Source organism: Eubacterium sp. AF36-5BH (assembly GCF_003460505.1).
Classification (GTDB): domain Bacteria; phylum Bacillota; class Clostridia; order Lachnospirales; family Lachnospiraceae; genus Eubacterium_G.
Map to the genome: position 1 here is coordinate 41,550 of NZ_QTVG01000010.1, position 22,193 is coordinate 63,742.

General features: G+C 33.3%; 19 protein-coding genes. 14 read left to right on the plus strand and 5 right to left on the minus strand.

Going from position 1 to position 22,193, the window contains the following annotated elements:
• Positions 1–60: 60 nt before the first annotated feature.
• From DW006_RS10490 to DW006_RS10515, 7 genes are all read left to right on the plus strand, one after another.
• Positions 61–2,487: a glycoside hydrolase family 64 protein gene (locus tag DW006_RS10490; protein ID WP_118000420.1), complete on the plus strand. Its 2,427-nt coding sequence runs from the start codon at positions 61–63 to the stop codon at positions 2,485–2,487.
• Between the two features lie 779 nt (positions 2,488–3,266).
• Positions 3,267–4,280 carry an Ig-like domain-containing protein gene (locus DW006_RS10495; protein ID WP_118000422.1) on the plus strand — a complete coding sequence of 338 codons (1,014 nt, stop codon included), beginning with the start codon at positions 3,267–3,269 and terminating at the stop codon, positions 4,278–4,280.
• 110 nt (positions 4,281–4,390) lie between these two features.
• Positions 4,391–5,875 carry an AAA family ATPase gene (locus tag DW006_RS10500; RefSeq protein WP_118000424.1) on the plus strand — a complete coding sequence of 495 codons (1,485 nt, stop codon included), beginning with the start codon at positions 4,391–4,393 and terminating at the stop codon, positions 5,873–5,875.
• A 63-nt stretch (positions 5,876–5,938) separates the two neighbouring features.
• On the plus strand, positions 5,939–6,064 hold the full coding sequence (locus DW006_RS12455; RefSeq protein ID WP_347475134.1) for a hypothetical protein: 126 nt from the start codon (positions 5,939–5,941) through the stop codon (positions 6,062–6,064).
• The gene (locus DW006_RS12460; RefSeq protein WP_347475135.1) at positions 6,058–6,222 is read left to right on the plus strand and encodes a hypothetical protein; all 165 of its coding nucleotides are present in this window, start codon (positions 6,058–6,060) and stop codon (positions 6,220–6,222) included. Before DW006_RS12455 ends, DW006_RS12460 begins: the two co-directional genes overlap by 7 nt.
• A gap of 193 nt (positions 6,223–6,415) precedes the next feature.
• A complete protein-coding gene (locus DW006_RS10510; protein ID WP_118000426.1) occupies positions 6,416–9,136 on the plus strand; it encodes a hypothetical protein in 2,721 nt (906 codons plus the stop codon).
• Positions 9,137–9,255: 119 nt separating this feature from the next.
• Positions 9,256–9,567: a hypothetical protein gene (locus DW006_RS10515; protein ID WP_118000428.1), complete on the plus strand. Its 312-nt coding sequence runs from the start codon at positions 9,256–9,258 to the stop codon at positions 9,565–9,567.
• Here the strand turns inward: DW006_RS10515 and DW006_RS10520 are convergent.
• Positions 9,553–10,329 (minus strand): sulfite exporter TauE/SafE family protein, encoded by a 777-nt coding sequence (locus tag DW006_RS10520; RefSeq protein WP_118000430.1) that lies wholly within the window; start codon positions 10,327–10,329, stop codon positions 9,553–9,555. The genes DW006_RS10515 and DW006_RS10520 overlap by 15 nt on opposite strands.
• 296 nt (positions 10,330–10,625) lie before the next feature.
• On the opposite strand from DW006_RS10520, the gene DW006_RS10525 reads away from it, so the two are divergent.
• A complete protein-coding gene (locus tag DW006_RS10525; protein ID WP_347475136.1) occupies positions 10,626–11,180 on the plus strand; it encodes a phosphohydrolase in 555 nt (184 codons plus the stop codon).
• Positions 11,181–11,249: 69 nt separating this feature from the next.
• On the opposite strand, the gene DW006_RS10530 is transcribed toward DW006_RS10525, so the two are convergent.
• Entirely contained in the window at positions 11,250–12,080 is an 831-nt protein-coding gene (locus tag DW006_RS10530; protein WP_118000432.1) for a histidinol-phosphatase HisJ family protein, read from the minus strand.
• A 236-nt stretch (positions 12,081–12,316) separates the two neighbouring features.
• Between DW006_RS10530 and DW006_RS10535 the strand changes: the two genes are divergently transcribed.
• Positions 12,317–13,645 carry a M18 family aminopeptidase gene (locus DW006_RS10535; protein WP_118000486.1) on the plus strand — a complete coding sequence of 443 codons (1,329 nt, stop codon included), beginning with the start codon at positions 12,317–12,319 and terminating at the stop codon, positions 13,643–13,645.
• Positions 13,646–13,932: 287 nt separating this feature from the next.
• Here DW006_RS10535 and DW006_RS10540 read toward each other — a convergent pair whose 3' ends face one another.
• From DW006_RS10540 to DW006_RS10550, 3 genes are all read right to left on the minus strand, one after another.
• On the minus strand, positions 13,933–14,613 hold the full coding sequence (locus DW006_RS10540; protein ID WP_118000434.1) for a YoaK family protein: 681 nt from the start codon (positions 14,611–14,613) through the stop codon (positions 13,933–13,935).
• Positions 14,614–14,718: 105 nt separating this feature from the next.
• A complete protein-coding gene (locus DW006_RS10545) occupies positions 14,719–16,059 on the minus strand; it encodes a threonine/serine exporter family protein (protein WP_118000436.1) in 1,341 nt (446 codons plus the stop codon).
• Entirely contained in the window at positions 16,046–16,807 is a 762-nt protein-coding gene (locus DW006_RS10550; protein WP_118000438.1) for a DUF4866 domain-containing protein, read from the minus strand. Before DW006_RS10550 ends, DW006_RS10545 begins: the two co-directional genes overlap by 14 nt.
• 119 nt (positions 16,808–16,926) lie before the next feature.
• On the opposite strand from DW006_RS10550, the gene DW006_RS10555 reads away from it, so the two are divergent.
• The 5 genes from DW006_RS10555 to DW006_RS10575 all read left to right on the plus strand — a co-directional run bounded on the left by DW006_RS10555 (position 16,927) and on the right by DW006_RS10575 (position 22,056).
• Positions 16,927–17,814, plus strand: a complete 888-nt coding sequence (locus DW006_RS10555; protein ID WP_118000440.1) for a LysR family transcriptional regulator — start codon at positions 16,927–16,929, stop codon at positions 17,812–17,814.
• Positions 17,815–17,992: 178 nt separating this feature from the next.
• Complete coding sequence (locus tag DW006_RS10560) at positions 17,993–19,324, plus strand: sodium-dependent transporter (protein WP_118000442.1); 1,332 nt, start codon at positions 17,993–17,995, stop codon at positions 19,322–19,324.
• A 145-nt stretch (positions 19,325–19,469) separates the two neighbouring features.
• On the plus strand, positions 19,470–19,943 hold the full coding sequence (locus DW006_RS10565) for a GNAT family N-acetyltransferase (RefSeq protein WP_022165315.1): 474 nt from the start codon (positions 19,470–19,472) through the stop codon (positions 19,941–19,943).
• Positions 19,944–19,999: 56 nt separating this feature from the next.
• The gene (locus DW006_RS10570; RefSeq protein ID WP_118000444.1) at positions 20,000–20,731 is read left to right on the plus strand and encodes a LytTR family DNA-binding domain-containing protein; all 732 of its coding nucleotides are present in this window, start codon (positions 20,000–20,002) and stop codon (positions 20,729–20,731) included.
• A 5-nt stretch (positions 20,732–20,736) separates the two neighbouring features.
• A complete protein-coding gene (locus DW006_RS10575; protein WP_118000446.1) occupies positions 20,737–22,056 on the plus strand; it encodes a sensor histidine kinase in 1,320 nt (439 codons plus the stop codon).
• Positions 22,057–22,193: the final 137 nt, after the last annotated feature.

The window sequence follows — 22,193 nt, forward strand, 5'->3', positions numbered from 1 at the left end:
AAGTTAAATAGTCAAACTACATAGCAATAAACTTTAATAATAAGAAAGGATTTAGAGAGAATGAAAAAATCAAAATTTATGGCGATACTATTAACACTTGTTCTTACACTAAGTATGGCAAACGGATTAGTGTTTAATGTATCAGCCGCAAGTCCAAAACTTAACAAGAAAAAGGTAACAATTACTGTTGGAAAGACAGTAAAATTAAAAGTTAAAAAGAATAAGGCTAAGAAAAAAGTTAAGTGGAAATCAGCAAACAAGAAAATTGTTAAAGTTACAAAAAAAGGAAAAATAAAGGGAATCAAACCTGGTAAAACAGTTGTAACTGCAAAAGTCGGCAAGAAAAAATTAAAATGCAAGGTTAAAGTAGTTGCAAAGAAACAGACTACTAAACCAACTGTAAAGCCAACAGTGCCTGCAACAACAAAAGCTCCAGTGCAGACAACACAGGCACCGGTAACAACAAAAGCACCAGTACAGACAACACAGGCACCGGTAACAACAAAAGCACCTGTACAGACAACAAAGGTAGAAACAACAAAAGCACCTGTACAGACAACAAAGGTAGAAACAACAAAAGCACCAGTACAGACAACACAGGCACCGGTAACAACAAAAGTACCAGTACAGACAACACAGGCACCAACCACAGCTAAGACTACAACAACAGTTGACGATGGAAAGCCGGGACCAAAAGAAGCTTTTGGACAGTCAATTTTAGGAATAGATGGTTTATCGGTACAATTTGTTTGGGGAAATGATAACGAAATTATAAGTAGTGGTCAGACATTCAACATATACTATGATGGAGTTTTAGGAGAACAGGGCGTAAAGCCTACAGCAATTACTCATGTATTTGCTACAGGTGGAAAACATGTAATTACTATTAAGGGATATCTTAATGGAAAAGAAAGTCAAGGTGTAGATATTAAAGTGGACCTTGGTGGAAGTGGAGATAACCAGACAACAACAAACAGTTCTGAACCAACGAAACCATCAACAACACAGCCTACAACAACAAAACCTGCAACAACAACTAAGCCATCATCAGAGAATCCAACAACAGGGCTTACTTTTACAACAGATAGCAGTATTGCAAAACCATTTGGAATGAAGGTTGAAGCAGCAGGTACAGGATATCTCCGAGTAGTATGGGGCCGTGGGGATATAGACTGCTACAATGTATATGTAGATGGTGAAAGAAGACGTACAGGTGTGTCATGTGGCAGTTTCACACTTCCTGTATATACAGAAGGAACTCATACAGTAGCGGTAGCAACTGTAGTTGGAAACAGAGAGTCTGTAAGGGTAGAAGAAACAATTGCCATTACAGGAGTAGGCGAAAGAGAAACAGAACCTGAGACATGTCCTGAAGAACTTAAGCCACAATTAAAGGAAAATGTTCCTATGAAGAATGACAGAATTGCAATAGAACTTAATAATAAAACAAATGGAAAGTACAGCGATAATGAGATTTACTGGTGTATAGTTGGAAAAAACGCTAATAATCAGCTTTGCTATTTAGATAAAGACGGAAATATGATTCCGGCTTCAGAGAGCCTTAATACAGTTCAGGTAGGCAATGACAAATATGCAAATATTTATCATACACTTGCAGAAGCAGATTATGTTTATACACCGACAATCCGCTCAGGAAGAATGTATATCAGTTATGGGAAACCGGTTTACCTTAAATTTGTAGGAACAACAGGATATGCGGGACCGGATCTTAACAATCCAGGCGATGTAAATGCAAACACTTTGTTTGAATTTGCAGAATTTACAATAGAAGGCAAATTCTATTGGGGAAATACAACAAGAGTTGATTACTTCTGCTTCCCAATGATTACACGTCTTGTAGGAAGTGCCACATATGGTGGTTACGACAAGGTTGTAGGAGACATTGGAACAAGGGACGAAATCTTTAATGCATTTAAGAATGAAGCTCCGGAAGCATTCAAAACATTAGTAAGAGATGACAGAATCATGGCACCATGTAAGTCTAAATTTAACGTTGGAGAAAAATATGGAAATTATTTTGACAACTATATAAATGAATTCTGGAATAAATATTCAAGGGAAACTTTGCAGTTTAGCACAGAAGCAGGAAACTTTACAGGAAGAGTAGTAGGAAATCAGATGCAGTTTACAAAAGCAAATGATTCTACAGTTTACACAATTGATAAGCCGACTACACAGGATGTATTAGAAGGAAAAGGTGCATTCGATAAAGGTAACGGCACAGAGAAGGCAATTGAAGCTCAGTTATGTGCAGCATTTAACAGAGGTGTTGCTACCGAACCTGACAAGTATTACAAACCAAGTGAATACTACAAGAACAGCGTAAACAACTTCTACGCAGGATTCTTCCATAGACATTCAGTTTTAGGATTCGCATATGGATTCTGCTATGATGACGTAAATGACCAGAGTACACTTTTACAGTACGATAAAGCAGATGCGTTAGTAATCGATTTAAAATGGTAAGACATAAAACTACAGAAAAGGTAACGGTATTTAATAATGTGTTGACAATATATAGTAAGGCAATAACATTATTAAAAAAACAGAAATATTAATAAATTCAGGAACCTACCTTTTATTGTTAATATTGAAAAGCAATTCGTTGACATTTTAACTGTTTATACATAAAATGCCATTTAAGCAAAAGGCAAGAGGACAAGGACGTCTACAAAAAGATGTTGTTGTCCTCTTTTTTGTGTAATGGGAAGATTCGTTTGAATTTCCATTACATAAAAAATACATTAAGGATGCTAAAAATGATGGCGACGAAATTTTAGTATTTCCAGAGTATACGTTAACTTAACACCTGATACATTTAACAAATATTATGGTGGTGAACTTGATTTGTCTCAGGTGACAGTGTTCTTGACAAGGCAAAATTCACTGTAACTGAAGAAACAGGAAATGTTGGAACATACAATTTAAGCGAATACAATATAGCAGGTTCAAAAGCATACAACAAAAAGGTACCCGCAAAAGTAACACCAACTGAAAGAACAACAAAGGTAAACTTCTTTTTATTATGTAATAAGAAAATTCTCCGTAATTTCTTATTACATAAATAAACGTTCCACTAGGGATGCACACTCGTGAGAAAAGAAAATAATTGCGGGAGGGCACGCACTCGGTGCTTAGAATGTCGCAAGCTATATTCTTTGTTTTAAGTTGAAACATATTAATTGTGGTAGTAAAATTAATTGTAAGGACACAGTTAAAAATAAACAAAAAAAGGAGAGAACATTATGGAAAAAAATTGTAGGAATTTTAAAACTAAATTTTGGGCATGGATAATGATTTTTACTTTGGTGTTAGGCGGTGGAACCTACGGAACATCTATATCAGTTAAAGCGGATATTATAGTATATGTAACACCAACAGGTTCAAAATATCATACACATGCATGTGGAAGAGGCAATTATCAGCCTTCAACATTATCAGCGGCAAAAGCAAGTGGATTAACACCATGTAGTAAATGTTTTCCCAATGGAGCACCTTCGGAAAATAGTTCTAAAGGCACACATAAAAAGACGGTGACAAAAGTCACAAAGGTAAAAGTTAAGCCAATAAAAATTAATAAAAAAACAATGTTTTTACTTAAAGGAAAAACAGGAAAATTAAAAGTGAAAAATGTAACATCAAAGGTAAAATGGATATCAACTAAAACTGCAGTAGCTAAAGTTTCAGATAGTGGAAAGGTTACAGCAAAAAAGGCAGGAAAAACCACAATTATTGCGAAGGTGGGAAGTCAGAAAAAACAATGTAAAGTCACAGTTGAAGATCCTAAACTAAATAAAGGTAATATATCATTATTAGTTGGACAAAGTAGCAAGGTTAAAATTAAGGGCTGTAAGCATCACGTGAAATGGATTACAAGTGATAGTGATGTTGTAAGAGTAAAGAAAGGAAAAATCAAGGCAGTCGAAACAGGTAGAGCGAAAGTAATAGCAAAGGTTCATGGAAAGAAAATAAAATGTAGCGTTTTAGTTAAGAAACCTAAAATCAGTAGTATATCATTAACAGAGACAAACATTATTATGAATCAGTCGGAAATTCATACGCTATACATAAAAAATGTAACACCAAATAAGTGGTATGAATATTACGCTACAAAATGGACAGTTGCAGATAAATCAATTGTACAAATTATAAATGATATGGGAGATTTAGTTGATATACAGGCTGTGGGAGTTGGACAAACAGATGTGTATATCAACATAGGTGGAAAAGTAGCTAAATGCCATGTGGTAGTTAAATAAACTTTTTTAACTTTATGTTTTATAACATTGTTGCACTTCTAATATTATGTTAAAATATCAAAGGATAAAAAACATAAATATTAATTTGTATTTGCATAAAGGAGAAAAGTATGCCAGTATTTGATTTTAACAGTACACCAGATGAAAATAAAAAAGGTGAAGTTACATACACAACGTTTGCTTCAAGTGAGAGCATAGCTTCAAAGGAACATCCAATAATGTTTTTGGATAATAAGAATCGTCAGTGGAAGCATCATTCCAGTGGTGTGTTCACAAATCCTATCAAAAAAACTTCTTTTGAATTTAATGAAGAGGACGGAACAGTTAGCGCTGATATTTTGAAAATAGATTCAAGATTTGTAAGCCTACTTAAATGGCTTGGTGAAAATCATATAAATGTAAGATTGTCAGGTGAAAATCAGGAAGAAGGATATGCGGTGTATAAAATTCGCGAAATTGCATTTGGCGGTGGAACAAAGCTTTCTGCTGAGGACGGCTTCCTTCAGTTTATGATTGAAAGACTATTAGCAAGCAATCCACCTGCAGAAGAAGTGGAAGATGAAGATCAGGAGGAAGAGGGAGACAGCATGAAACTGACAAGTCTTCAGAGCATTACTGATTTTATGAATTGTGCAGGAAAGACTTTACCTGATAATATTCGTTTATGGGCGAGAAGAAATTTGGCAGTAGCCCGTTCTAATGAAGTTTCACAGGAAGAAAGACATCACGCTCAAAGAGCACTTTCCATTATGATGAATGTTCAATGGAAAAATAATTATTTCGAATCAATTGATCCTGATGAAGCAAGAAGAATTCTTGATGAAGAACTTTACGGAATGGAAAAAGTTAAACAGAGAATTATCGAGACAATTATTCAGATTAACAGAACACATACACTTCCGGCGTATGGACTACTTTTAGTAGGACCTGCAGGAACAGGTAAATCTCAGATAGCTTACGCAGTAGCACGTATTTTGAAATTACCTTGGACAACTTTAGATATGAGTTCAATTAATGATCCAGAGCAATTAACAGGAAGTTCACGTATATACACAAATGCAAAACCTGGTATTATTATGGATGCTTTTTCAGTAGCAGGGGAGTCAAATCTGGTATTTATTATTAACGAATTAGACAAGGCTACATCAGGCAACGGAAAAGGAAATCCGGCTGATGTGTTATTAACACTTCTTGATAATCTTGGTTTTACAGATAACTATATGGAATGTATGATTCCAACAGTGGGCGTTTATCCAATTGCTACAGCTAACGATAAGTCACAGATTAGTGCACCACTTATGTCAAGATTTGCAGTAATTGAATTACCTGATTATACAGCAGAAGAAAAGAAAATTATTTTCTCAAAATTTGCATTACCAAAAACATTAAAGAGAATTGGTTTGAAAGAAGATGAATGTATTATGACACCAGAGGCTATAGATGCTGTTGTAGACATTTATAAAAATACAAGTGGTATTAGAGATTTAGAGCAGGCAGCAGAACATATTACAGCAAATACACTTTATCAGATTGAAGTAAATCATGTTAAGTCAGTAACATTTGATGCAAAAATGGTAAGAGAACTACTAGCATAGAAACGCAAAAAGGAATGAAACAGTAAAGTGTTCATTCCTTTTTTGAAAGGAGTGAAAAAGTTAATGGATAATGAGTTGAAAGATGACATTTTTTATTTTTGTACATTAATAGAATATATTTCAAGAAAAACAAAGAATCATAGGAAAGATGTAATTAATTATTTTGAGGAAGAGTATATCAAATGTTAATTGTGTCTGTGAGTTCAAATGTAGAAATTGAAAAAACTATTAAAGAGGTATTCTCATCTTTTATTAGTGATGAAATTTCGAATTTTAATTCTAACGTATATTATAGTAATCCGGATTATTTAAGATGTTCGTATTTAGATGGCAGAATGTTAGCATAAATGCAGGTTGAGACAAATGTCAACTTGTTAGAAAGCACCATATATGAAATAGTATTTCATATATGGTGCTTTCTTTTTTGGGGAGAATGAAAGTGAAACATATATGCGGTTATGAATTTATATTTCCAAGCATAAATCTTATAGCTTGGAAAGGTTAATGATTGCATGATTCAAGCAAGGAAAGGAGAGACTTATGAAAAGATTTATTAGTTGGATTATATGTTTAAGTTTAATATTGGGAGGAATGCCACAGGTGCTTCCAGTAGCGGATACATATGGAGAAGAGACAGCTGAAACAGAGACAGGCAAAACAGTGGATCTTTCAAAATATAAGAATTTAACTATTGTATCAAGTGATATTGAAGATGAAGATGGAACAGGTATAGTGAGATGGACAAAGGATAAAACTTATGTAATATGTTCGGTTAACACTGTTGTAGCTCCATCAGTAAAGTGCAAGTTAATAATTGAACCGGGAACAACAGTATTGTTTGGAACAGGAACAGGTGGACTTGATGGAGTAGAAAAATCAGATGTGAAATATAGACCATATCCTATTTTCTGGGTTGATGAACATGGGAGTATTGAAGCAAAAGGGACAGAGGATGAACCTATAACTTTTAAAAATATTGGTACACATGCAGGGTGGAATGGAATCGACATAACACTTCCTGATAGTGGAGAAGTTACAGATACATTTGAATATTGTAATTTCATTAACGGTAGTGCACAGTTTAGAGATTTTACGGAAGGATTTATCGATGTATCGTATGGAACAGAAAAAACTAAATTTAATTTAACAATTGATAATTGCAAATTTGATAGTACAGAGTTAGTTAATAGAGATATTCTACAACCTAGTGAAATAGGGGCAGGTCTCTATTATGGAGACCATGATGGAAATAAAGTTGAGGCAAACATTAAGGTGTCAAATTCCACCTTTAAATCACTTTCAATGGGCATTGAGGCCTGTGTTTCAGCTTACTATGATGAATATTTATACAATGAAAATCTGAAATGTACAATTGAGAATAATGTGTTTGAAAATAATATAACGGGCTCATATAATCCATCTGTTATATGGGGCGGAAATGCCAAGGTAATTAATAATACATTTTATACTATGGAAGGAGGAGCACTAACCAAGAGTGCTCTGGATTTAGAAGGACAATGTGACTATGTGCTTGAAGGTAATGTATTTCATGGAAGTCAATCTACTGATAAGGGAAAGGTAAATGAGTGTACTCCGATTTGTATCAGATTTGGTGCAAATGTGAACCCAGAAACCAGAAGCTATAAAGAAAATAAATGTGATTACCCTACAAGTTACGGAAAATTAATTAAACTTAAAGGTAGTATGATAAAAGAGGAAAGTACTTTAGGAAAGGTGGAAGGATTAGAGTATTGGTACTATGCATGTACCACTGGCTATAAGAATGGCGTTAAATCAAAAGTAATATTTGAACCGGGGACCTCACATCTGATTAGTTCATTAGAAACAAGTTACAATGGAGAATTAGTGGCTAAAGGAACAAAAGAAGAACCTATAAAATTTGTTTCAGGAAGTAGCAGGGGAATAGATACAGGGGCAGACAAGATTTCCTTGCAGCAAAATTCTTCTTCAGAATATTTAGAAGGCAAGGCAACCTTTGAAAATTGTCAGTTTGATGGTGTTGGATTAGATGCTAACATAATTAGTAAAAGCACAGATGAAGGCTTAAATGGAGAAATACCATTAGTTTTTTCTGTAAAAGATTGTATTTTCAAAAATATGTCTACTGGATTAGATATAGGCTTTGATTGCTATTATGATTATATTTATGGAAGAGTTTCAATAGAAAATGTAGACATAGAAGGAATAGAAAATGATTCTTTTACAGGAATGTTTGTGTCATCATATGGAAGTAAAATTCCTAAGGGAAATATTTTTAAAGCATCAAATTGTAAAATACATAATTTCAATTATAAGGATTATGAGGGTGTGGCACTACAGGCAGAAGTTTCAGAAGAAACGGCTGATAAAGTAGTGTTTGAAAATATAACAATGGCAGACAATAATTATGGAATCATTGCAAAGAAAAACAGATTAACAAAGTTACCAATTATAAAAAATTGCATAATAGCAGGAAATAAGAAAGGTTTTGATTTTAATAATGAAATAGATACATCAAGCATAACTTACTCTTGTATTTACAATGATTCTTGGAATGGAAACACTTATGGTTATGGAGAAGGTTGCATATTCACAGATCCATTGTTTGCTGATTCTAAAAATGGTGATTTTCATCTAATGTCAAAAGCAGGAAGATGGTATAATTCACAGTGGGTAGTTGATGATGTATCAAGTCCTTGTATAGATGCAGGGGATGAAAATAGTGATTACTCAAACGAGCCTGCACCTAATGGTGGAAAAGTAAATATGGGTTACTACGGAAATACAGCAGAGGCGTCAAAAACTGAAGACGGTTCAACCAGTATAGAAACATCACAACAGACAACAACACCACAGCAAACAACAGGTTTACAGACAACACCAACTAACGTTACAACACCACAACAAACAAAGATCACAATAAAGCAAACTACAACATCGCAGGTAACAACTAAAAAAATAAAACTCAAAGCACCTGTGATTAAAAAAATAACAAAAGTATCTAAGAAGATAAATATTAAGTTTAAGAAGATTACAGTTAGTGGTGGTTATTATCAAATACAATATTCTACAAACGGAAAATTTAAAAAAGCCAAAACAGTAAATGTTAAGGCTTCGAAAACTAAAGTTACAATAAAAAGACTAAAGAGCAAAAAGAAATATTTTGTTAGGGCAAGAATTTACAGAAAAGTAAAAATTAACGGAAAAACTAAGAAAATATATTCTGCCTGGTCTAAAACAAAAAAAATCAGAATAAAATAGTAGAGTATAGAGAATAACTCAGAAATATTGTATCATCCGTATGTCATGCAGTTCCAATTGCAAGCCTTTTGCCAGTATTGTTCTTTGTATTCTTTAGTTGTTCAGAATATCTGTTTAGCTTGAATTACACTTTATATCAGATTGCGTTCCCTGTAATGATGGTTGTACTTCCAACAGTTGGAGCAAACATTCCATTTTGTGTTGAAGCAATTGTATCAGGTAATGATACACCTGACAAAATGGAAAAGACAGGTTGGACACTTGTAAAAAGTGAAACAGTAGATGCACCTGTTATTGATGAATTGCCTATTACATTAGAATGTCGTCTTGAGGAAATGAATCAGTATGACCAAACATACAGAGTAGTTGCAGAAATTGTAACAATACAAGCTATGTGGCAATTGAGAATTGAAATATTATGTAAATATTGAAAAAGTCATAACTATAATTCCAAGAATAACAAGAATAATACCGGTAGCTCTATTTAAGGTTTTAGGTGTTGCTTTATTAGCAAATACAGCTGCAATTCTTGCCCACAACAATGTGAACACAATACAAAGAATCCATACTGTAAAATCAGGCATACCGCCAATGGTAAAATGAGAAATGGCTCCTGTAAAGGCAGTAAAACTCATAATAAATACACTTGTTCCAACGGCTGTTTTTAATTCATAACCAAGTACAGAAGTTAGAATAAGAAGCATCATCATGCCACCTCCTGCACCAATGAAACCACAAATAAATCCAATTAAAATTCCACAAATTAAGGATTGAACGGCACGCTTCTTTGCAGGGACATTTTCCATAGCCTCTTTAGTAGTCATAACTGGTTTGACAATAAATTTAATTCCAAGAAGAAATGTCATAAATACTGAAAAATTTCCCATTGTAGTCGAAGGCACTAAGCTTGAAATGTAGCTACCAACAACGGTGAAAAGCAAAACACTTATCATCATTATAAGACCATTTCGAACATCGAGATTTTTATGTTTCCCATAAGTGTAAGCTGAAATAGCACTGGCTAGAACATCTGATGACAGAGCAATTCCAACGGCTATATAAGGGTCTATTCCAAGAAATGTAATTAATATAGGACTAATAACTGCAGCAGCACTCATGCCTGCAAATCCTGTTCCAAGACCGGCGCCCATGCCGGCAAAAAAAGTAACTATAATTGTAATTAGTATATCCATTTTCTATTCACTTTCTTAATGTTATTGTATTTTATTTATCAAATTATCTCACAAATTTATTTCATTTGCAAAATTAAAGTTTAATATCTTCTCTATTTTAACATTTATATTTATATATGGAAGATTTAATTTATAATATATGGTAGTTAAAATTTAAAATATTTCTGTGCAATGGAATTGTTTCAAATCTTATTATGCAACATAACATTAAAAGATTAAAATAAGGATAATTTATGAAAGGAGACTTTGTTTTGTAAGTGAAATAAGACTAATTTACAAAATGATATAATATGTATATGAACAAAATTATAGAAACTGAGAACATAAATAACGAAAACATAAATAATGAAAATAATAGAAAAGAAATAATTAGAAAACTATACATTGAAATGATTAAATTATATCAAGGAGATGCTAAACGTATACATCATTTTACTAAGGTAAATGCCTATGGAAAGCTAATTGCAGAATTAGAACAAGTTAGCCCTGAAACTTATTTCATAATTGATGCAGCAACTTTGACTCATGACATAGGTATACATACATGTGAAGAAAAATATGGAAACTGCAATGGAAAACTTCAGGAGCAGGAAGGTCCGGAATTGGCAAAAGAACTGCTTGGTAAAATAGGAGTTAATGAAGAAATTTCTAAAAGAGTGCAGTATTTAATAGGTCATCATCATACATACAATAACATTGACGGTTTAGATTACCAGATATTAGTCGAGTCTGATTTCTTAGTTAATTTGTATGAAGATGGAGCATCTAAGGAAGCGGTGGAAACAGCATATAATAAAATATTTAAAACAGAAGCAGGGAAGAAAATTTGCAGGGAAATGTTCGGCATATAAATATACCCTCTTTATCGTACGATGAGCGAACTGTAAAGAGGGTATTGTTAATAAAATTATAACAAATGATTATAACTCATGGAAAATTGGCTTCATTTTTTCAAAAGTACAAAATCTTGTGAAGCCAATCTCTTTTAGAATTCCTTTCGCTTCATCAATGTAAGCACCTAAATGTTCAGGTTTATGGCTGTCACTGCCAATAGTAATAATTTCGCCCCCTAATTCTTTGTACAATTTCAAAATATCAATAGAAGGGGTTGTGTTTTTTAAACCGTATCTATGATATGAAGTGTTGAATTCTATTCCTTTGCCGTCTGCTATAACGGTTTTAATAATCTCCGTAATAATAGGTTTAACTTTTTCGAAAGGATAAACACCCTGCTCATCATATCGTACAATAAGGTCAGGATGCCCTAAGACACTATAGTTTTTGTAGGATTTTACAACGTTAAGAAGTTCCTCATAATAACGTTCATTATATTCCTGCTGAGTTCTTCCTTCCTGAAATTCTCCCGTCCAAAATTCTTTATCCTCAACCTGATGAATGGAAAGAATAATAAAATCAAAAGGATATTTTTTAAACAAAGCTTCATATTGTGGAATAGTGTGAGTTTGAATTCCGAATTCCAAGCCGAGCTTAATGGAAATATCTTTTGAATATTTTTTCTGCAATTCACTAATTTGCTTTACATATAATGGATAATTTACGTTGACAATAGCACTACCGTCTCTATAAATAATAGGTTTTCCGCTATCCCAATCATCTCTAACACCATAATCTACATGGTCCGTAAAGCAAATTTCATTTATGCCTTTTTGGATAGCATCTTTTACAACCGTTTCCATAGGGTAAACTGAATCGTCACTGTATTCACAATGTACATGATAATCTGCAAACATAAAATTTACTGATGTATTTTCTACATCGTCCTCCTCTCGTATGTTTTTTGCTTGTTTAAAAAAATATTAAAGCATTAATCATTTTGATATGCTTAAATAAATACTATAATGTTAATATGAGAATATTATACAATCGTTTATAAAACTTTCAATATAATATATAATATTATAAAAATAATAGTTAAAAAATGTGGGCAGGAAAATATATAATGCAAAAATTTACGGAGGAAACAAAAATGGATAACGAATATTTTGATATAGCAAATAACCTTATGAAGTTTATAGAAAAAAGCCCAAGTGCTTTTCACGTGGTAGATAATTTTTCAAAAATTCTGGATGATGCAGGCTTTATTAAGCTGAATGAGAAAGACAAGTGGAAACTTTTTTCAGGAAATAAATACTACGTTACAAGAAATGGCTCATCAATTATAGCTTTTTGTATGCCGGAAGAATTGGATTTTACTAATTTCCAAATCGCTGCAGCTCACAGCGACGCACCGGCTTTTAAAATAAAAGAAAATCCTGAAATAATAAAGGACAATAATTATGTGTCCCTTAATGTTGAAAAATACGGTGGTATGCTTATGGCACCATGGTTTGACAGACCACTTTCTGTAGCTGGTCGTGTGATTGTAAAAGAGGGGGCAGCATTAAAACCAATTCTTGTTAATGTGGACAGAGATTTGTGTACCATACCGAACCTTGCAATTCACATGAACAGGGAGGCAAACACCGGAGTAAAATATAATCCACAAAAGGACATGCTACCGCTTATAGGTGAAGGCGAAAACAAAGATGTATTTAACAGTATTATTGCCGAGACAATAAATACAGATGAACAGGCAATTATAAGCAGTGATTTGTTTTTGTATAACAGAGAAAAAGGAACAGTTTGGGGAGCAAATAATGAATTTATTTCTGCACCAAGACTTGACGATGTTATGTGTGCTTATAGCTGTATGGGTGCGTTAATAAACAGAAGTGATGTAAATGAAGAAAGCGTGGCAGTGTGTGCGATTTTTGATAATGAGGAAGTAGGTAGCACTACTAAACAGGGTGCCGATTCAACATTTTTATCTGATGTTCTTACAAGAATTGCTTTGTGCGTTGGAAAGGATGAGGAAGATTTAATGAGAGCCTATGCCCAGTCATTTATGTTGTCAGCAGACAATGCCCATGGAATTCATCCTAACTATATGGAAAAAGCAGATCCAACAAACAGACCTTATATGAATCAGGGAATTGTTATAAAATACAATGCTAATCAGAAATATACAACTGATGGAATTTCGGCAGCGGTGTTTAAGGAAATATGTGAAAAGGCTGACGTGCCAATTCAAACTTATGTAAATCGTTCAGACATAGCAGGCGGTTCAACTCTTGGAAATATTTCAAACAGCCACGTTTCAATTAACACTGTTGATATTGGGCTTGCTCAGTTGGCAATGCACTCACCATATGAAACAGCAGGAATAAAGGATACATGGTATATGTTAAAGGCTGTAAAAGAGTTTTACGAAACACCTATTATAGCAGGAAGAGACGGAGTGTTTACATTGGAATAAATAGATTTGGTCGGAAAAAGTGTAGAGATTTGCTTTAAGATGCCCAGAAAAAGTGTAGAATCTTACCCAAAAGTGCCCCGAAAAAGTGTAGAGCTTTGGTTGAAAGTGCCCCGAAAAAATGTAAGAAACTGCCTTGTATACCCCCGAAAAAGTGGCAGGAGAAAGTTCCGTATTTAAAAACTCGTAGACCACAGTGATATAAATAAGCAAAGTGAAAAAAGATAAATAAAAAATCCAACACTGATTAATTAAAAGTGTTGGATTTTCTTATGGAATTAAGTATATATTTACATTCTAGGGGAAGTTTCTTCTTTAATAAACATAAACAGAAAACTTACAAAAAGTAAGATGGAAGAAAACCAGATTGTGTAAAATTTAAATGTAGAAATTAATCCACTACCAAGTCCTGCACCAAATGCAAACATAACAATTATTGCAAAGTAGCAAAGTGACTTAAATAGAATATGTTTGTCACGGGTTCTGCCAAAGACGCAAAGAGATTCCATACCGCTTCTGATATTGCCAATGCACATTGTACTTGCGAAGGCATAGCCATTTACTTTTCTGAATGTTTGAACCTGCATTGCACAGGAAAAAGATACTACAGCGTTAGCAAGCATATTGAGATTTTCAGGTATGAACCCAACAAATAGCAGTAGAAAAATTTCTATTATAAGAACTAATTGGCGCCAATGTATTTGCTGAACTCGTTGGAACTTGGTTCTAATAATTTCTGCTGCAACAATCCCAATTGCAAAAGAAACAAGTGGAATCATATAATGAATTACCAGGTGCCAATTCCTTTCCATAATATTTTGACTTAAAAGAACAATGTTACCTGTTTGGGCATTTGCAAAAACTTTGCCTCTAAATAAATATGTGTAGGCATCCTGTAAACCGCCTGATATTGAAAGGAACGCGGCAGTTAGGATAGATTCAGACATTTGCCCATGTGTTTTGTAATTCATTTATATTTCCTCCACAAGTTTCATAGAATATAGTAAAGCACATAGCTTTGTGAATAAAACATTGACTGAAAAAGGGAAAAGCCAATCTATGTTTTAAACACACCGTTACGTGCAGTAACGGAAAGTTTTATCAGTTAATATTCTGGCAAAAATTAATCCTAATGGAAGAGCCATAATAATCATAATAGCTAATGAGAACCATGAGACAGCTTCCGTAAGTGACATAATGCCAAAATTGTAAATTGCTCTGTATAAATAAAGTCCCGGAACCATAATTACAATGGAAGGAACGGTAAGGGATATTCGTGGATATCCATTATTGCTTTTTATGAAAGAAGCAAGAAGCCCGGCTGTTAGGGCACCAATAAAAGCTGCCACAGAGTAAGGCATGTGTGTAAAATCTATAAGTTCTAAACGGAGTGTGTTTGCAACTGCACCAATACAGGCGGCTGTTGTAGCCATTGGTATAGAACTGTTAAACATAATTGAGAAACCAAATACACCACAAAAACTTGTTATTATTCTTAATATTAATAGTAAAATTATACTCATGTGTATTGTTGTGAAATCCTGTGGCTGTAGCTTTAACAGAAGTGCCATAATCCAGGCAAACATTGTTGCTACTAATATAATTATTATTGAATATGTTAATCGTTCAAGACCTGAACGTAAATCTAGCTTAGCAAGGTCAATACCGCTTGTTATAAATGGAAAGCCGGGAATTATAAATAACATGGAGCATATATATCCGGCTTCATGTACATGGGCAATACCAAACACAGACTCAGCAACATTAAAACAAATGGCATAAACCAAACATGCGATTGAAATCGATGCTGCTATATTTAAAAATAATGTAAAATGATGTTTTATAAGCTTTGTACGGACAATATTTCCAACACCGGCTGCAATAAACGCAAAAAGCATTTCAATTGGCCCGCCTCCAAGAAGAAATGTAAAACCACAACAGGCAAGAGCTGCAGCAAGACCTAATTTAACAGGAGAATACAATGTATGAATTTTCTCTATTTCATCAAGTCGTTTGTGAATTTCTTCACCGGTTAAATGGGCGTCTTCCTTTGGAAAGTTGTCAACAAATTGTTCCATTCTGTAAAGCTTTGAAGTATTAACCCCTGTGTTAGATATACTAAGAGACTGTGAAACACAGTCTTTTCCGTCAAAACAGTTAAATTCAATGGACATAAGTCCAACATCAACTGTACATGTAACATGAAGTTCCTTTGAAAGTCTGTTCATTGAAGTTCTTACACGCCATGCACCTGTGCCACAGGAAAGCATAATTAAACCAACTCTGCCAATAACAGATGCTTTTTCAATCAAACCTGACTCTTTAATTAATGTATTGCTGTCATCACTGGTATAATCATGCCATGGAATTTCCATATGGTTTTTTTCCATAATATCAATGTAATTATTTGTTGGCATATATAATCGCCTCTGCTTTCGCTACATGTTTTTCTAAATGTTTTAAAAAGATGGAATTTGGAAGAAATATTCCAATTTCATCATATCTTTTATTATTTTCTACAAGTGAGTCCTGACCATAAAAAACAAATGCCATAGGGAGATTCTTTTCAAGTTCAATCATTAAGTCCCAAACTGCTGAATAGGCTTCGGCTTCAGTTTTGTTAGCCGTTACAGTGTCAGGCAATTCTCTAATAACTAATATACCTGTATTTTTTTCAAGAATCTGCTGCTTCATTTCCATATTGTCTGAAGTGTATTTATGATTATATCTATATGCTTTTGCAAGATATATTTTTTTATTGTTATTTAATTTTTTATATATCTCATGAAAATGATTGTAGTCTTTTTCGTGAATTTTTGATTTATACTTTGGAAGTAATAATCCATTATCGTCGGTCATAATTACAGGATTTTCTATTCCGTCAGCATTAAATCTATATGGAATCAGATATGAATTTCTAAGTAAATCAAATATAGTATTTTCACAAATAGCCATCAAAAAGGCTGATAAATCTCTATTGTGATATGCATTGAATAATGCCTGTGAGAATTCTAATGGAGATAAATAGCTATTGATTTCATCATCGCAAAAAAGATAATTGCAAAATGTTTCCTGAAGTTTTTCGCATGCCCAGGGATCATCAAGAATTTTCTGAAATAACACTTCTGTTTTTTCTTCCCTTGGAAAAATTGTTCCTTCTCTCATACAACTCACACCCTTTCTTGAAAATTTCATTCGGCTAGATTATACTATGATTATAGAAATAAGTAAAAATCATAATTGATATGATAACGATAAGTAATTGATATACCAAGGAGAATGCCATGAATGTAAATTTAGATTATTATAAAATTTTTTATTATGTTGCTAAATATGAGAATTTTACAAGAGCAGCTCAGGCATTAGGTAACAGTCAGCCTAATGTTACAAGAGCAATGAATTGTTTGGAACAACAGATTAACAGCACTTTATTTGTTAGAACGAACAGAGGTGTGCAGCTTACACAGGAAGGAAAGCGTTTATATGAACATGTGTCAATTGCTATGGCACAACTTTTAGAGGCAGAGGAAGAACTGGCTGACAATGAAGGAATTTTTCAGGGAAGTATTTCTATTGGAGCAAGCGAAACTGCCTTAAATATATTTTTATTAGATATTCTAAAATCCTTTCACAAAATGTATCCAAAAGTAAGACTAAAAATATATAACCATTCAACGCCACAGGCAATTGAGGCTGTGAAAAGTGGCAAGATAGATTTTGCAGTTGTATCAACACCTGTAAAGGTTAAGTCACCTTTAGAAAAAACAATCTTATGTTCATTTAAGGAAATATTAATAGGTGGAACTGATTTTGAGCATATAAAAGATGACAGTATTTCTTTAAAAAATCTTAAAGACTATCCATTAATTAGTTTGGGGCAGGAAACTACTACATACGATTTTTATAATAAGATATTTTTAAAACATGGTATTGAACTTAATCCTGACACGGAGGTGGCAACTACAGACCAGATTATTCCTTTGGTAAAGTCAGATTTAGGAATGGCATTTGTTCCTGAACCTATGGCAAGAGAAAGTATTGAGAAAAACGAAATTGTTGAGATTTCTTTAAAAGAAAAAATTCCTAATAGAGAAATATGTATTGTGCATGATTGCCAGCATCCACTTAATTCTGCAGCACGAAAATTAAAAAATGAAATATGTTCCTGTTAGAGTTTCTCTTCTATTGAAAAGATATACTCTAATAGTTGCATTTAATTAAGAAGATATGCCTATTATTAAATAGATATATTCACATTTTATTATTGCTGATTAAATAGATATATATTCTATAATATGGTATGATAGACCTTATAGTGCGAAAAGCACAAAAAGGAAGGATATATTAATTATGGAAAAAAAGAGGGATGCTTTTAAAAGCGGAACCGGCTTTGTCATTGCTTGCATAGGCTCAGCCGTAGGTATGGGAAATATTTGGAGATTCCCATACATGGTATCAGACTGGGGAGGCATGACATTTTTGCTACCTTATGTTTTGTTTGTTATTCTAATTGCTTCAACAGGACTTATTGAAGAAATGGCGTTAGGTAGAGCCGCAAAGGGTGGTCCGATTAAAGCATTTGGAAAATGTACGGAAATTAGAACCGGTAATAAGAAAACAGGTGAGGCCATTGGTGTGCTTCCTGTACTTGGTTCACTGGCTTTAGCCATTGGGTACACAGTTGTTGTTGGGTGGATTTTTAAATACGCCTTTTTAGCACTTTCAGGTCAGTTGTCAGCTATGGGTGGTGATATGGATAAGATAGGGGCAACATTTGGAAGTACAGCAACAAAGTTTGGTAATAATAGTTGGCTTGTAGTTGCCATGATAGTAACAGCAGTAATTATGGCATTTGGTATTGCAGCAGGAATTGAGCGAGCCAACAAAATAATGATGCCACTTTTATTTGTATTATTTTTAGGTTTGGGAATTTATATTTTCACATTACCGGGAGCAACGGAAGGGTACAAATATATTTTCACAATTAATCCTAAAGGACTTTTAGATCCAAGATTGTGGATTTATGCATTTGGTCAGGCATTTTTCTCGCTTTCAATTGCAGGTAATGGAACAGTAATATATGGTTCTTATCTGGATAATTCAGAAAATGTAGTAAGCTCAGCAAGAAATGTAGCAATCTTTGATACAATAGCAGCATTGTTAGCAGCATTTGTTATTATTCCAGGTATGGCAGTTGACGGAGCAGAGTTGTCATCAGGTGGACCGGGACTTATGTTTATTTATCTGGTAAATGTATTTAACGGAATGCCAGGGGGAAAAATCGTTGGCATTATTTTCTACATATGTGTGTTGTTTGCAGGTATGAGTTCATTAATCAACTTATATGAAGCACCTGTTGCAACATTAGAAGAAAGATTCGGACTTAAAAGAGTAACTTCAGTTGGAATAATTGCTGTTATCGGTTGTGCAGTGGCACTTGTTATTCAGGGAATTGTTTCAGGTTGGATGGATGCAGTGTCAATTTACATCTGTCCATTGGGAGCCATGCTTGCAGCAATAATGTTTTTCTGGGTTGCAGGAAAAGATTTTGCTACAACAGCTGTAAATACAGGAAAAGAAAAGCCAATTGGCAAATGCTTTATGCCACTTGGAAAATATGTTTTAGTTCCATTAGCTTTTATAGCATTAGTTGCAGGTGCAATTTTAGGTGGAATCGGTTAATAAAAATATAATTAAAAGCGCAGAGAAACCATGGTGGTCATCATGTTTTTCTGTGCTTTTTTTATTTCATTTGCTATAATAATTATGGATATCTTTAATAAAAAATATAAGAAGAAATGTTATATGACAGCAAAGGAGAATATAAATGAACATTAGATTAGCAGAAGAAAAAGATATAGATTCAGTAATTAAATTACTAACACAGGTTTTAAATATACATGCAAAAATCAGACCGGACATTTTTATTGGTGGAACAACAAAATATACAAAAGAGGAATTAATGGAAATTTTTAATGATGCTAACAGACCTGTGTATGTGGCAGTGGATGAGAATGACAGCGTTATGGGCTATGCTTTTTGCATAAAGAAGAAACAGCCATTTTCAACTAATATGGTGCCATTTGATTCTTTGTTTATTGATGATTTGTGTGTGGACCAAAATATTAGAGGGAAGCATGTAGGGCAGAAACTTTTTGAACATGTTAAGGAAGAAGCAAAGAAAATGGGCTGTTATGAAGTAACGCTTAATGTTTGGGAAGGTAACGACACAGCCCGCAGATTTTATGAAAAAATGGGTATGGTTCCAAAAGAAACACAGATGGAATTTATTTTAAAATAGAGAATTAATTATGATTTGAAAGTAGTGGTAAAAAAACTGAGATAAGGGAGAGGATTATGAAAATAGCAATAGTGGATGATAGTATAAAGGATAGAGAATATCTGCAAAAAGAAATACAGGAAATTTTTTTTAGAAGAACGAAAAATCATATAGAAATTACTACTTTTAAAAGTGGTGAAGAACTTCTTGAATATTTTTATGATAATAAGGAAGGTAATGCTTCATTATTTGATATTGTTTTTCTTGATATATACATGGAGGATATAACTGGTGTTGATACAGCAAGAGCAATTAGAAAAATAGATGAAGATGTTAAGCTTATATTCATAACCACAAGTAATGAGTTTGCCAGTGAAAGTTATGAGGTAAAGGCAGAAGATTATTTAATAAAGCCTTTTAATAAGGAACGTTTGGAAAAAACTTTAGAGAGACTTGTGATAAAGAAGAAAAAGGAAGACAAGATATTAAAGTTTTCAGAAAACAAAGTGGTTCATGTAGATTCTATTGTCTATACAACATTTTCAGGGCATTATGTTACCATATATTTAAAAGACGAAACATCAATTCAAGTTCGTTGTACTCAGAAAAATTTCGAAAAGCAAATAGAACATTTTCCGCAGCTCATATCTTCATTTAAGGGAATCACCGTTAATTTGGCACAGGTGGATAATATTGAAAGTGACAGATTTAAAATGAAGAATGGCTCATTTGTCCCAATTAGTCGTAGGAAGTATGCTGAAATCAAGAAAGCATACACAAGATTTTTAATTGAAACTTTAAAGGAGTAGGGCGTATGACATCATTTAGAATTTTTGAAATTATATTATATTCATGTCTTAATTTGCTACCTTATTTGGGGCTTGCCTTATATCCTTTTGCAGACAAATTAAGATTTTCAAAAGTAAAAGTCGGTTTATTTATTTTTCTTTTATTATTTTTCCAAACATCACTTGGAATATATGCAACAACCTGTTCACAGGGACAAAAGGGAATGTTGTCCCTTATTAGTACCCTTTGTTATGGCATATTTTATTTTTTCGTTGTAAAAGAGACCCCGGGAAAGTTAATTTTTGTATTACTAATAGTTTCTAATTTTGCTAATTTTATTGTGATTTGTGCAAAGTGGATGGAAGCACAGATTTTTCCTAAAATGGTATTTGACAACAATAGCTGGTCTTTTTCTTTGTGTACTTTTGTGGCGCAGATTATATTTATTCCAATGCTATTTATATATTTTAGGAAGTACATAAAAGAAATTGCAACCATAGAAACAGGAAGAAAAGTTTGGAGAATTTTGTGGTTAATCCCGGCTACTTTTTATTTGTTTTGGTATCATGGACTTTATTTTAATTCTCAGTCAACAATTGCATTGGCAATGAATCCCGTCAATGTGGTTTTTACATTGTTTGTAAATATAGGGGCACTGCTTGTATACAGTGTAATTGTAAATGCCATAATAGAGTTTCGTAACAATCTGGAATTGCGTGATGAAAACAGACAGTTGGAAGTTCAAAATTTGTGTTATGAAAATCTTAAAACACAAATGGAGTCTACCAGACGGGCAAGGCACGATATGCGTCATCACATGAATGTGATTCGCACCATGGCTGAAAATAATCAGTGTCAGGAGATAACGCAATATCTTGAAAAATATTTGGAAGCAACATCCTGGAACGAAAAATTTGTATATTGTGGCCATTTTTCTTTAAATGCACTGTTAGTATATTATGTGCAAAAAGCGAAGAATTATGGAATTGATGTTAATATAGATGTGATAATTCCAAATGAATTGAGTATAAGTGACACAGATCTTACAGTGTTATTTGGCAATCTGTTGGAAAATGCAATTGACGGTTGCAAAACCATAACAATAGAGAACAAGTTCATTAATTTGAAAATCAAAAAACCAAATGAAGGAGCGTTGGTTTTCTCAATAAAAAATACTTTTAACGGCAATGTAAAATTAGAAAACGGCAAATTCCTTAGCACAAAAGAACAGGGTAGTGGTATAGGAATAGAGTCTGTTAAGTACGTTGTAAACAAATACAAGGGAGCTATAGAATTTAAGTCAGATGAAGAGACCTTTAGCGTATCAGGAGTACTGTTTATTTAAAATATTATAACCACTTGATGCCAGGAGCAGACCGTTTGAAGCCAAAATATAGAACGAAAAGAATATTTATATGATAATGATTACATAAATGTTGTAATGCAACTTATGTAATCATTTCTTTTTGTAACACAGTGTCC